Source organism: Chryseobacterium cupriresistens, assembly GCF_046614675.1.
Classification (GTDB): domain Bacteria; phylum Bacteroidota; class Bacteroidia; order Flavobacteriales; family Weeksellaceae; genus Chryseobacterium; species Chryseobacterium cupriresistens.
Genome location: NZ_JBKKJT010000001.1, coordinates 903,162 through 916,629, shown reverse-complemented (window position 1 = coordinate 916,629; position 13,468 = coordinate 903,162). Strand labels below are relative to the sequence as shown.

At 36.1% G+C, this 13,468-nt stretch carries 12 protein-coding genes and 1 tRNA gene; 9 read left to right on the top strand and 4 right to left on the bottom strand.

All coding sequences use genetic code 11. From position 1 onward, the window contains the following. Positions 1-63: 63 nt before the first annotated feature. A complete protein-coding gene (locus tag ACLI50_RS04280) occupies positions 64-675 on the top strand; it encodes a DUF4142 domain-containing protein (protein ID WP_411413232.1) in 612 nt (203 codons plus the stop codon). Between the two features lie 122 nt (positions 676-797). Here the strand turns inward: ACLI50_RS04280 and ACLI50_RS04275 are convergent, their stop codons facing one another. Continuing rightward, positions 798-1,259, bottom strand: coding sequence for a PA2169 family four-helix-bundle protein (locus tag ACLI50_RS04275; protein ID WP_202842374.1), 462 nt, complete (start codon positions 1,257-1,259; stop codon positions 798-800). Between the two features lie 256 nt (positions 1,260-1,515). Here ACLI50_RS04275 and pnuC point away from each other — a divergent pair, with 256 nt between their 5' ends. Both pnuC and ACLI50_RS04265 read left to right on the top strand, forming a co-directional pair. Next, positions 1,516-2,112: a nicotinamide riboside transporter PnuC gene (gene pnuC, locus ACLI50_RS04270; RefSeq protein ID WP_411413231.1), complete on the top strand. Its 597-nt coding sequence runs from the start codon at positions 1,516-1,518 to the stop codon at positions 2,110-2,112. Next, positions 2,099-3,130: an acyl-CoA dehydrogenase family protein gene (locus ACLI50_RS04265; protein WP_411413230.1), complete on the top strand. Its 1,032-nt coding sequence runs from the start codon at positions 2,099-2,101 to the stop codon at positions 3,128-3,130. The genes pnuC and ACLI50_RS04265 overlap by 14 nt, the downstream gene beginning before the upstream one ends. Positions 3,131-3,624: 494 nt before the next feature. Here ACLI50_RS04265 and ACLI50_RS04260 read toward each other — a convergent pair whose 3' ends face one another. After that, positions 3,625-4,161: a GNAT family N-acetyltransferase gene (locus ACLI50_RS04260; RefSeq protein ID WP_411413229.1), complete on the bottom strand. Its 537-nt coding sequence runs from the start codon at positions 4,159-4,161 to the stop codon at positions 3,625-3,627. 163 nt (positions 4,162-4,324) lie between these two features. Between ACLI50_RS04260 and ACLI50_RS04255 the strand changes: the two genes are divergently transcribed. The 5 genes from ACLI50_RS04255 to ACLI50_RS04235 all read left to right on the top strand — a co-directional run bounded on the left by ACLI50_RS04255 (position 4,325) and on the right by ACLI50_RS04235 (position 11,013). Beyond that, a tRNA-Ala gene (locus tag ACLI50_RS04255) sits at positions 4,325-4,398 on the top strand. Positions 4,399-4,809: 411 nt separating this feature from the next. Then, entirely contained in the window at positions 4,810-5,244 is a 435-nt protein-coding gene (arr, locus tag ACLI50_RS04250; protein WP_411413318.1) for an NAD(+)--rifampin ADP-ribosyltransferase, read from the top strand. 392 nt (positions 5,245-5,636) lie between these two features. Beyond that, positions 5,637-8,654 (top strand): sensor histidine kinase, encoded by a 3,018-nt coding sequence (locus ACLI50_RS04245; RefSeq protein WP_411413228.1) that lies wholly within the window; start codon positions 5,637-5,639, stop codon positions 8,652-8,654. Then, entirely contained in the window at positions 8,651-9,265 is a 615-nt protein-coding gene (locus ACLI50_RS04240) for a response regulator transcription factor (RefSeq protein WP_343641082.1), read from the top strand. The genes ACLI50_RS04245 and ACLI50_RS04240 overlap by 4 nt, the downstream gene beginning before the upstream one ends. Positions 9,266-9,426: 161 nt before the next feature. Then, positions 9,427-11,013: an autotransporter outer membrane beta-barrel domain-containing protein gene (locus ACLI50_RS04235; RefSeq protein WP_110008795.1), complete on the top strand. Its 1,587-nt coding sequence runs from the start codon at positions 9,427-9,429 to the stop codon at positions 11,011-11,013. Between the two features lie 336 nt (positions 11,014-11,349). On the opposite strand, the gene ACLI50_RS04230 is transcribed toward ACLI50_RS04235, so the two are convergent. Continuing rightward, on the bottom strand, positions 11,350-12,033 hold the full coding sequence (locus tag ACLI50_RS04230) for a hypothetical protein (RefSeq protein ID WP_062669796.1): 684 nt from the start codon (positions 12,031-12,033) through the stop codon (positions 11,350-11,352). Positions 12,034-12,418: 385 nt separating this feature from the next. Between ACLI50_RS04230 and ACLI50_RS04225 the strand changes: the two genes are divergently transcribed. After that, positions 12,419-12,787, top strand: coding sequence for a hypothetical protein (locus ACLI50_RS04225; protein ID WP_202842359.1), 369 nt, complete (start codon positions 12,419-12,421; stop codon positions 12,785-12,787). Positions 12,788-12,825: 38 nt separating this feature from the next. Here ACLI50_RS04225 and ACLI50_RS04220 read toward each other — a convergent pair whose 3' ends face one another. Then, on the bottom strand, positions 12,826-13,461 hold the full coding sequence (locus ACLI50_RS04220) for a hypothetical protein (protein ID WP_395973490.1): 636 nt from the start codon (positions 13,459-13,461) through the stop codon (positions 12,826-12,828). Positions 13,462-13,468 lie beyond the last annotated feature (7 nt).

Genomic DNA, 13,468 nt, shown 5'->3' with positions numbered 1-13,468 from the left:
GTTGCATTTATAAACAAAGTCATTGTTTGACTTCATTAATATCACCACTTAAAATTTATTATTATGAAAAATCTTGTAGTAACAATTTTTGCATTAGCTGCTTTAACGGCCTGCAAAAAAAACGAACCGACAACCACGAGCCAATCTGAGGAAAGTACCACAATGTCTGCCCCTGCAGAATCCGGGATGACGGTAAGCGACTCCACCAAAATGTCAGACACCAAAGATCAGAAAAGTACTCTCAGTGATCAGGACAAAAAGTTTGCAGATGCTGCAGCCATAGGAGGACTGATGGAAGTAATGATGGGAAAACTGGCCACAACAAACGCTGAAAACTCAGTGGTAAAATCTTTGGGAGCAATGATGGTAACCGATCATTCCAAAGCGAATGACGAGCTTAAGAATTGGGCATCAGGAATAGGGTATACCTTACCCACAAGTCTGGATGCCGAAAAGCAGAAGATGTATGATGACCTGAAAGCTAAGAAAGGTAAAGACTTTGACAAAAAATATACAGATCTAATGGTCAGTGATCATAAAGAAGATGTGGAAGCATTCAAAAAAGAGGCGTCAGAAGGAACAGAAGCCTCATTAAAATCTTTCGCAGCGAAAACCCTTCCGACACTTGAACATCATTTGCAGGAATCGGAAAAAGCTAAAAATGCAGTCAAATAATATTGAGTTTTTATGACCTGCATCATAAGTATGAGCATACAATATTTAATAATTTTGAATTGATTAAATATTATTTTGTTCTTGATTATAGTAAGCTCCTCTTTTTAAGAGGAGTTTTTTGATTATTCTTTCTTTTTATATTCTTCAATTTTCTTAAACTGTCTGTAAGAATCTTTAAGGATGCGAAGCTGTTCAGACACAATCTCAGTACTTTTTGGGCTGAGCTCACCTGTGTCCAGGGCATTTTGATAGGCTTCAATAGCTGCTTTTTCGCCAAACACTACATTTTCTAATGTAGATTCTATCAGGTTTCCCATGGTAAAAGAATTTTTAATGTCAATCCATGTTCTGTGAACAGCTCCTGCCATGGACGTTGAGTCCTCCGGAGTACCTTGCTTTTCTGTGATGAGGTTGATCAGTTCATTTTTCATGATTTTCGACTGCGAAATCATATGTTCGTACTCATCTTTTACATCCGGATACATTTCCCAGACTTTTCCCTCAACTTTTTCAAAGCCTTCCTTTCTGTCGTTGGTAATGTGTAGTAAGTCATTAAGTACTGATATTTCCTGCTGATGATCCATAATATAATTTTTAAAGTGAGCTATAAAATTAAAACTTACCTGACGGACTCTTTATAATCCTGATCATATCTCAAAAATAATAGGCTAAAGTCCTTTCTTTTTTCAACAAAAAGCTGCACCTTTGCCCAACAATGGGGTGCTACAGATAACGGTGGCTGAGATGATACCCAGGAATGTATTTCCACACCTGATCCGGATAATGCCGGCGTAGGGATTGCTTACTGATCATCTCATCATTTGATTTCTAATAATTAATATGATGCAGGACATTTTAAAACAAATTACCTTACCGGAATGGTTCGGAGTATTATTTTCAGTAATCCAGGTTTTACTGGCCCGTAAAAACAATGTCAACAACTATCTTTTCGGAATTGCAGGTATTCTGCTTACGCTGTATGTGATGCTTACTTCCAAGCTGTACGCTGAATTTACCTTAAACCTTTATTATCTGATCATGAGCATCTACGGATGGCTGTACTGGAAATTCGGGAAACAAAGATCCGAAATGGAAATCTCTGTTACCTCAACTGCAGAAAAATGGATTACCGGAGGAATTGTTCTGGGAACTTTTATCTTATTCTGGTTCTTCCTGACTCATTTTACCGACTCGGATGTTCCGGTCTGGGATTCTCTGGTGAGCGCCTTTGCCTGGGCGGGAATGTGGCTGATGGCTAGAAGAAAAATTGAAAACTGGGTAATACTGAATGTCAGTAATCTTATTTCAATCCCGCTAATGATTCATAAAGAATTATATCTCTATGCTGTTTTAACATCGTTTTTATTTTTAGTGGCCATTTCCGGATATATAGAATGGCAGAAAATCATTAAATCCAAAGCTAATGCTGAGTATTAAAGAGATCAGGCAAGAACTTCAGGGCGCCTCTGTAATTTCTGATAAAGTAATGCAGCATATTCATGAGGAAGGACTGCTTAAGATCTGGGTTCCCCAAAAATATGGCGGACTCGGCTACCGTTTTGAAGAGGGGCTTAAAGCCTTATTTGGCTGGGCTGAAACCGATGGAAGTTTCGGCTGGATGATGACACTTTGTGCCGGTGCCAATTACTTTTCGAGAAATATCAAGTCTGAAATTGCTCAATTACTCTTCACTCATTCTGAAACCTGCTTTGGAGGAAGCGGAATGGTTGGCGGGACGGCAGAAAAACAGGATGACAGCACTTATCTGATCAACGGTTCATGGAATTTCGCAACAGGAGCACCTCATCTGACGCATTTTACATTGAATGCCAAAATTACAGAAAATGGAAAACCTTTAATGGATGGTCATGGCAATGGAATAATTCGATCATTTATTATTTCGAAAGAACACGCTGAGGTTATTCCCAACTGGAAATCTATGGGAATGAAGGCCAGTGGCACCTATTCATTCACTGTTGAAAATGTTCTCGTTAATGAAGATTATAGTTTTGTTTACGATACTTTTTTCACCAATGATATTCTGGACACTATTCCTTTTCGGATTTTTGCAGACTTGACACTGTTGGTCAACTATTTGGGAATGGCTTCTCATTTTATTGAAGAAGCAGAATATATTCGTCCTGAGATCCATTTCAAAAGTTTCGCAGAGTCTGTTGAAAAGCATTTGGAAAAAGTATTGCAAATTGCCGGAGAAGTAGAAAATATACTCGGTGATCACAAAAAGATTCCGGAGGATAAACAACACGTGATTCATCAGTATGGAGTAGAGCTGGTTCAAAAATTATCCCGTCAGATCCTTACTGTTTATACACAGTTGGGAATCCAGGCAACCGATACTGATTCTGCAGTGTATCAGATATTTTGCGATTATTTTACCGCAGCTATGCATTCCAATTTCAGGCCTTCTGCAGATGATCTGGACTTTTCTTTCTGAGTTAAAGTTTCAGAAAATATTTCTTTTAATAAGTATTTTATGTGAATATTTTGTTAATAATATTCTTTACGGTGAATATTGTACAATAAGTTTTAATTATTTCACTATATTTGGAATAAACTAAAGCCTGAAGTAAGCCCAACATAACACCTGCTAAAATAAGAGCAACCAGATTACAAAAACATTATGAAAGACTTATTTTCACTCAACGGAAAGAGGAAGGATCATGTAATTATGTATTTTAAAAAAGAGAGGTATCCATTGGTAGAAAATGATAACTGGATTACGGTTACAATTAAAGAATGGTACAGGACAATGATCATATCCTGCTTAATATGCAATGACTTAGTCACTTTAATTATCGTAAGAACAAAACTCACTCCATTTTACGAAAAATATACAGTACTGTAAGTTGATTTCTGTTGTTACTTTTGTAAAAATAGATGGCCGGAACTGTTGATGGTGATATTGATCCCCGGAAAGGAGTTGTATTCTTATCTGGCAGGCCATTCTTCCCGAAGAATCGCATAAATAACGTCATCAACCCATTTATTTTTCCAGAACAGACTTTTTACAAAATGACCTTCTTTTCGTAAACCGATTCTTTCCATCAATAGAATAGAAGCTGTGTTGTCCGGATCCACAGACGCTGTAATTCTGTGTTTATGTAAATCATCAAACAGGTGACTTATGATGCCTTTTAAAGCCTCAGAAGCATATCCTTTTCCCTGAAAAGACGTATTTAATGTAATTCCCAGTTCTACCTGTGCATTTTCATCTCCGGTAAAATGAACTCCGATATCTCCGATAACCGTTTTTGTTTCTTTATCCGTAATTAACAGCTGATACCAGCTTTCAGGCTGGTTGAATTCTTTAGTATTTCTCAGGATAAAATTTTCCACCTCTTCCAGCGTTTCAGGGATCCAGCCTTGAAATCTATTGGCTTCAGCATCGGAACGGTAGTCGAAAATGTCTTGTTGATCCTCAATCGTAATGTCCCGTAGAACTAATCTTTCTGTGTAGAGCTGCATAAGGTAATATAATTTCGGACAAAAATAGTGGTAATTGGTAGTTATTCAATGGGCAATTCAAGTTTTATGAAGATTAAAGCTAATTTATTTCAATAAAAACGATAAAATATTTGCAAATACCATTTAAATACTTACTTTTGTACCGCTTTAAAAACAAAAATACGGGGGATTGGCGCAGTTGGCTAGCGCGTTTGACTGGCAGTCAAAAGGTCACGGGTTCGAATCCCGTATTCTCCACTAAAGAGCTGTAATACAATATGTTACAGCTCTTTTTTATGATTAATGTTTTGTCCCGGCAATTCCAACAGAATACACTAGATTTGAAATAAAAAATTAAACATGGAATTTTCTCCTTTTAATCCTGTAATTAAGCTTTGTCTGCAAGGAATGGATTTTGAAGACAAAGGAATGCCTGAAAAAGCAGGTGAATTATTTTTGCAAGCCTGGGAAGAAGCTACGGATGACCATGAAAAGTTTCTGGCAGCTTATTATCTGTCACGTAACCAGAAAACCACTGAGGATCAGTTGAAATGGCTTGAAACTTCTTTAGAATTTGCTTTAAAAATTAATGATGATACCGTTAAAAGTGCATTGCCCGCTCTTTATCAGAATATTGCTCAATGCTGGGAGAAGTCGGGAGATACAGAAATGTCAAAAAAGAATGCGGAACTGGCATTACAGTTAAAAAACCATCCGTCCGATAAAGGACCTTTTTATCACGGAACAAAAGCAGATTTAAAAATAGGAGATTTACTGAAAGCAGGCGGAAGTTCCAATTATCAGTCTGACCTGAAAATGAATCATATCTATTTTACCGCTTTGGTAAACGGAGCAGGACTTGCCGCCGCATTAGCAAAAGGAGAGGGCACAGAACGTGTGTATATTGTAGAACCAACAGGAAATTTTGAGAATGATCCCAATGTTACCGATAAGAAATTTCCTGGAAATCCCACCCGCTCTTATCGTTCCGAAATGCCTTTGAAAATTATCGGAGAAGTGACAGATTGGACCAGACCAGCTCCTGAAGATCTTCAGAGATTCCGCGAAAAGCTGGAAAACCATAATGGGGAGATTATCAATTAGTCTCCGCATTTATTTTTGATGATCTTTAATATATTCCAAGATTTTATCAATAAGCATAGAGTTTCCACCTCCGTTATTTCGGAGATCAATAGCCCAATTTTTACTATTTCTTTTCTGATGCGGCAAATACTTTATCGGGCAACTTATTAAAATCATTCCTATTTCCAAACATACTTCTGAAATTCAGAAATGCCGATTTGTGATCAACAGTTTTGAATACATAAGGCTTTGCGATTACCGATATCAACCAGACAAGGGACCTTTGAACTTCATTTACGGTCTGTGGAAATATTTAGCATGAAAAATACCTACTTTATAGGTAATGTCTTATATTTTAGCAATAAAGTGTTTTAAATAAATTATCTTTACACTATTGGTAAAAATGATTGGTTTTGTGTAGAAATATTCTTACGGTTGGTTTTCTGTTTGCTTTTCTTTTGTTTTATTCTCAACAATACACGGTGCAGTTTTTCAATACAGATAACGGACTGCCTCAGAATAGTGTAAAAGATATTATAAAAGATAAATATGGTTTTATCTGGCTGACTACAGAAAACGGAATTGTAAGATATGACGGGCTTAATTTTTTTGTTCATAAAAAATTTCCACTCAATAGCCAGCGGTTTACCTATTTTTATGGTGATGCTGATAAGGACAGTATTTTTACGGCGGTAGATGATGGAAAAACGGTTTTAATCCATCAAAAAATTCCAAAAGTAATAAAAAGCATAAAAAGATGTCCAACAATTATTGTTAGGGAGAATATCAACTATCATCTGTGTATTTCAAATTACAGCTACAGTCCGTCTCCGGGAGTCTATTTTTTTATGGACTTCAAAAAAGGAAGGTATTTTATCACACAGAATTCCTTTGTTTATGAAGATTTTCTTTCAAAATCACAGGTTAAACTTGACGTGAAGCCGCTTTTTAAAAATGATCCAAATGCCTTTACAATAGGAGATATTCTGTTTTATATTGATCGGAATGCTAAAAAAGTTAAAAAAATAGAAGAAGGGAAAATTACCGGTTCTTATGATCTGCCCATTGTAGCGGATGTCAGAAGCAAAATTTTCTGGAACAGAACCAATGGACAAGGATTTGTCCTGAATAATAATATCCTTTACAGATGTATCTACAATAACGGAACGCTTAAATTATCAAAACTGATCCGGCTGGATCATATAGACGAAAGTAATCTGATGTGCATTTATTATGATGAAAAATATAAAAAACTTTACCTTGGAAGCAGTACAGACGGGCTCAAAATAGTGAGCTTAACAGATTTTACCTCTTCGAAAAAGAACATCCCAAAATCATCAGCTGTTTTTTATGCGATCCAGCCTTATAATGATTCGTGTGTAATTAATCCTGCAGGGGAAATCTACAACCGCTATGGATTGGTTAAAAGCAAAAACTTCGATAAAAGTATATCGTATTTTTTAAATTTTGACAGACAAGGCAATATTGTAACCCGGAGAGAACAAACTCTTTTTGTATACAGTAAAAAGTCTGATTTTACAGATTTTCAAAGTATTTCCACCGGAGAAGACACGTTGAATGATTTCTTCTTTGCCAATGGGAAATATTACGTACTGGCAGTGAAACAAAAAAAAGGGAATACCGAGTTCACAGGCACACTAAGCATTTATGAAAACTGGCCTTTTAAGTCATTAAAGAAAAAATACCTGTTTGCCAACGAACCAACCAAAATGGTATTGACAGAAGCAGGAGATATTCTGGTTGGTACGATAAAAGGATTGTATAAAATATCCGTCAATCATAACAAAATCTATAGTTTAAACGGTAAAAATGAATTATCAGTTCGTGATATCGTACTTACTGCAGACGGAAATATATGGGTAACCACGCTTGGAAAAGGTTTTTATCTTTTAAGAAACAACCGTCTTATAAAGCTGCCGGGTGATTCTGAAGGCAATCTTTTATCACCGCATACCCTGATGGAAGATCCTAATGGTTACTTCTGGATTCCAACCAATAATGGATTGTATAAAATAAGAGAAAGCATACTTTTAAAATACCTGCAAAACAGGAATTTTAAATTGAACTATTACAGATATTCAAAAGAAGCCGGCTTTAGTACCAACGAGTTTAATGGAGGAAGTAATATCAATAGCAACAAATTGAAAAACGGAGATTTTGTTTTGCCTTCATTAAGCGGACTGGTATTTTTTAACCCGCTGAAAGTTAAAAGTTATTATCCTGAAGCGATGTATATAGAAAGGGTTCTCGTTGATGATAAAGAAAGATTGTTTACAGATGTCCTGAAACTGAGTCAGGAGAACAGACGGGTTGAACTGTTTATCGATATCCCTTACTACGCAAACCCTGATAATATTGTCATTGAAGCAAAACTGGAAGACGATGGAACCAATAAATGGCTGTCTGTAGGAAAAGACCGGAAGTTTTTACTCAATAATCTTGGCCATGGCACCCATTTTCTTATCGTAAGGATGCTCGTTTCTGATAAGCAGGAATACGTTTTCAAAAAAATTAAAATTATCATTCCTCCCTTTTTTTATCAGACATTATGGTTTAAACTACTGATTGTTTTTATCTTTCTTCTTTTACTGTATGTATCCGTAAGATGGAGGACGAGCTTTCATAAAAAGAAAAACCGTGAGCTGGAGGAAATTATCCGCTTAAGAACCAAAACTCTTTCAGAAACTGTAGAAAATCTGGAAATCACTCAGATAAAGCTGGGAAAAGAAATTGAACAGCAGAAAAAGCTCATCGGAACAATTACCCATGATATTACCACACCATTGAAATTTATTGCTTTAACCAGCAAAGAAGCCTTGGACTATGATGAAAAGAATGCCTACCGTACTGAAAGAATTCTTAATTCTATTTACAAATCATCTAACCAGCTGTACAATTTTACAAAAACACTGAAAGAGTATGCTGATATTTATAATGAATACAGGAGTGATGAAACAGAGCTGTATTCTTTCTGTGATTTGGTGCAGGAAAAGAAAATCCTTTTTGATGAGATTGCAGCCAATCACAATACGACAATTGTTAATAATGTAGATGAAAAATTAATGGTGAAAATCAGTAAAAATATTCTTGCTGTGATTATTCATAATCTAATGGATAATTCTGTAAAATATACAAGAAACGGAACGATTATAATCACCGGGGCAGATGAGCCGGAAACTGTTATTCTGGAAATTACAGATACAGGAATCGGAATGGACGACCATAAAATTGAATATTATACCAAACTTCAGGAGAATATTGAAAATGAAAAGCTGCTATTGCAGAAATATGGTATGGGACTTCATCTCATCCTGCAGCTGCTCCAGATGCTGGAAAGTAAAATTATAATCAGAAGAAACGAGAACAAAGGCACTTCTTTCCAATTAATTATAAAAAAATCAAAAAAATGATTAAAAAGATCCTTATAGCAGATGATCATGATATTGTATTAACAGGAACCGCTATCATTTTAGAAGCACGCATTCCTGATGTACTGATAGATACCGCTTCAGATTATCCTGAAGCCCTCGATAAAATTTCCAGACAGAAATTTGATCTGCTTATTCTGGATATTAATATGCCTGAAAGCAGAAACAAAAAAATGATCTCAGAAATCAAACAGCTTGATCCTGCTTTGAAAATACTTGTTTTTTCGGCGTATGAAGAGGAAATAGCCATACAATATATCAAAGAAGGGGCAGATGGATACATTAATAAACTCAGTAAAGTAGATACAATTTCTGAAGCAGTCATGAAGATGTTTTCAGAAGGAAATTATTATCCTAATGGATTTGTCAATAAGCTATTGCAGCCGTCCGCACTGGATGCTGTAAAGAGTTTATCAGAAAGGGAATATGAAATTTTTATGCTCATGGTAAAAGGAAACGGAAACCTGGAAATTTCAAATGAGATGGATATTCAAATGTCTACAATTAGTACTTATAAAAAAAGAATCCATAAAAAACTGAAAACAAGTAATCTGGCTGATCTTATTAAACTGTATGAAGCTTACAAGTCCTGATACTGAATTTTATGAATAAAACAATTTTTTGAGTGTAGAAAATTTTCTACAATTTGCTTAGTTTTTTTCTACGCTTGGTGATGTTTCTTGTAGAATTTATTCTGATACTTTTACATTATGTTAAACAATTGAGTTTATTAATGTAAATAAAATAATGATAAATGTTTAAAATTTCTACAAAACTAATCTTTGCAATGATAGCCTTAAGTCCGGCTATTGCTTTTGCCCAGGCAGGAAATGTTGGGGTCAACACAGTGAATCCAGGTTCTACTATGGATATTAACGGATCATTGGCAGCTAATTATAAAGCGGTTACTACAGCCACTTATAATTTAGTATTATCAGACTTTCATGTTTCATACAATGGGAGTTCAGATGCTGTATTTGGTTTACCACCTTCTGTCAGTGGGGTTGGAAACTTCAAAGGGAGGATTTACAGAATTAAAAACAATACAAATTTTAAGATCACAGTGAATGCTGTAGCTCCGGAAACAATTAACGGAAATGCCAGTATTTCAGTACCAGCCAATCAGAGTGTGGAACTCGTGAGCACGGGTCTCACCGGAACAAATTCTACATGGGAACTTCTTTCAACAGGAACATCTTCAACAGGGGATTATATTATTGTGAAGCCAAACGCAGCCCAATCAGTATCTACAGGATCAGATGTGACATTTGGATCTGTGATTGCCTCCAATAATATTACTTATAGCGCAGGTGTTTTCAATCTGAAAGCAGGTAAAACCTATGTTCTCCGTTGTCAGCTTCATGCTACAGATTTTTCGCTGGCAGGTGGATTCTTCGTGTATGAATGGGTAGATGCTTCCAATAATTCCGTTCTTCCTTCCAGTACAACAGGGGTTGTTGATGCCATAAATAATTATCCGGCAACATCTATTGGCGGCCAGCCGGAAGCCTATGCTATTTACAGGCCAACAGTTGATACCTCTGTAAAAGTAAGGCTGGGAGGAGCCGGAACAGCACAGCTGAACCCTACAATAGGTTTTATGACGGTAACTGAGCTTGCAGGAGGTAATGGAAATGGCGGTACAACAATCATTAATAACAATATCACAGCAAGTAACGGTCTTAGTTTATCCGGGACAGATGTAAAATTGGGAGGAACCCTTTCACAGGCAACCGATATTGCAACAGCAGGAAATAATTTAAGTATCAATGGTACAGGAAAAGTCCTGGTGGGAACCAATACAGTGCCGGCGGGAGCTGCCAGTGCAAAAGTTGTTATTGATAACGGAACAGCCAATGGAGCACTTCAGATTAAAGACGGCACCCAGCAGCTGGGGTACGTACTGACCAGTGATGCTAACGGACTGGCTACATGGTCTTCCACTGTTACTACAGCATTTGCTGATAACTGGACATCTTACACTGGAACACTGGTTAATCCTTTTACCGGAAACTCAGGAGGAGATAACCTGCCAACAGGAATTTCTGTGAATATTCCTGCTAAAGGATGGTATTTTTTCCGTTCAGGAATTACAATAACTTCTACCTGTAATGATTACTGGTTTTACATTCCCGGGATAGGGGAAGTATGGAAAACATATTGTGGAACTGCCAGTCCCGATCCTATTAATTTTGTGCCAAGAGATCAAACCAGAGTATTATATTTTGCAGCCCCCGGTGTTTACCCTATAGTTGCTCATAAGACTAATCTTGTAGTTCCATCTGGGTTTAATGTTGGAAACCCTACTTTTTATCTGGATTTTGTAAAGTTCCAAAATTAAATTCCGGATAGTTATCAGACCAGAAAAGATTCTAAAAACATACTATGAAAACAAAAGCTGCGAGGTTAATTCTTTGCAGTTTTTGTTTACTTTTATTTCAAGCGGTAACATGATTTCTGATAAACAGAAATCATGTTACTGTAAAATTCTCAATATGACTGTACTCATAAAACCAGAGACGAATATATCATACATTTGGGATAAGTTTTTCATCATCCAATAATAGTTTCTAGCCTCTTTTTAGAGGCTTTTTTTCAAAAAAGAGGGTTCGTTGTATCAAAAAAACAGCCACAATGAAAATATTGTGGCTGCCTTTTTGAAATCAAATATCAACTATTATAAAGATCTGGAGCGGGCAATATTAATAAGGTACACAAGGTGTGCGTACATGCTTCGCTTTACAGACTCTACTTTTATATCTCCGGTGGCCTGATTGATGGTAGTAACCAAATCTGTATTACATTGACCCGCAAAATTTCCACTTCCTAAATAGTTCACTGTATTGGTACTTGGATAAGAGATTCTGGGATAGTCAGGTGCTGTCTGATTAGCCACAGCAGTTGCATTGGCAAACCCTTTATTATCAACATATCGGGCTGTCCATGTTCCTAGAAATTGTCCGTTTCCTGTATTAATTCCCTGCCCTACAATAATTTGAGTGTCAACAGGATTACTGAATCCCGCACAAGAAGAGTAATGGTTTACAGAAACGGTACAGGAAGAAGCATTGTCGCCAGGTTGGAAGCATTTTCCTTCGTATACAGTCGATCTTTGTTCACTGGAAGAGGTAGATGTGTTCAGTATAGCCTTTGGCGCAAAAATTTCTTCTGGAGAAATAAGCGTTAAAACTCCTTGTGCATCTGCCGCAACAATCTTTTTTTCAGCATTTGAAAGTCCTCTTACTCTTACCAGACCATTCACATCCAAAGTATGACTTGGAGTGGCGGTATTGATCCCAACCTGCGCTGTTGAACTTCCACAAATAGCAAGTGCTGCCAAAAATAATGTTTTTGTTTTCATGTTATTTTTTGAAAAAGGTTAAATTTTTCACTAATGTAAGAAATATCTTTAAAATAGAATGCAAACGGCATGAAATCTAATATAAACTAATTGTAAATGGATATTAAACATATTAATATTAAGTTTAACGTATAAATTTTAAAATAACTCAAAATTTATAGACACTCTATTTGTTTGAAAAATATTTGTATTTTAGCCGAAATATGTCGTTTTTTAATAAACATATTGGGTGCTAATTAAAATTCAGATAATTTGAATGAAAAAATTAGTAGATTTGCACGAAACAAAAAAATAATAAATATTAAGCAATATTCTCTCTGACTGGGTCTCTAGAAGGAAAGTACAGAAGAATAACAGGATTTTAGGTTATAAAACTACTGAAACTATGAAGAAACTTTTTTTACTTTTATTAACGGCGTTTTTATTTATCGGTTGCAGCTCTGATGATGATACTATTTATGATTATGTAGGAACATGGTCTGGTTCTTATGAAGGAGCAGACAAAGGAGTTTGGAACTTTGTGGTAGATGAAAGTGGTAAAGTGGTAGGAACAATGCATTCTGATGTTAATAATGAAAACTACAGCATTACCGGAAATTTAAGTGAGACAGGAGATCTTAACGCCAGAGTGGGGCTCCCTTCACAAGGAGATTTCAAAGGAACGTTAACCACAGAAAAAAAAGGAAACGGAAACTGGTCCAACTCACTTCCAGCACCTGCTGTATCAGGAAGCTGGAAAGGAGAAAAGAAATAAAACAAGAAGTCTGCAGAATATACTGCAGACTTTTTTATTTAAACAAATCCCATATGGGTAATTTTATCATTTTCACCCTTTAATGCTATAAAATAGAGAAGACCATCCTCAGAAAAATACTTTTTAAAAGATGGATTCTGTTGTGTGTTCCAGCTGATTATTTCTTCATTGCTTTCTATATTATAATTTTCAGAATCTAATTTCATCGTCATAATCACGGTATATTCTGATGTACAATGGTCATTTTTATACAGAACCTGATCTTCCATTCTTACACAATCTGAAACCTTCCTGACCGTTCCCCATTGAAAATCTCTCAGGAGTTTTCTTCCTTCTTCAGTCTTTAAGCCGTTTTCAACCGTTCTTTTTCCTCTTTCAGAAGTGTTATCTAAATCTTTGATAGCAGTCATCACCTTTGCAAATTTCTGGTAGAGTAGAGGATCACCTGTTTCTTTAACATATACTTCCAGACTTTTCCGGATCATTTTCCCCATTTTGGAACAGTGTCCGAATTCAGAACTGTTCTGTCTTACTTTCTCATAGGATGGATTCTTTTTAAACGCAGCTTTATTAAACCCGCTTTTCTTCCGAACCACATTTTTGCCATTCAGAGTATAAAATACCAGATCGCCTACTGCTCCTGTGATCTTGATTACACTTTCATAGGTTGCCATATCTTTA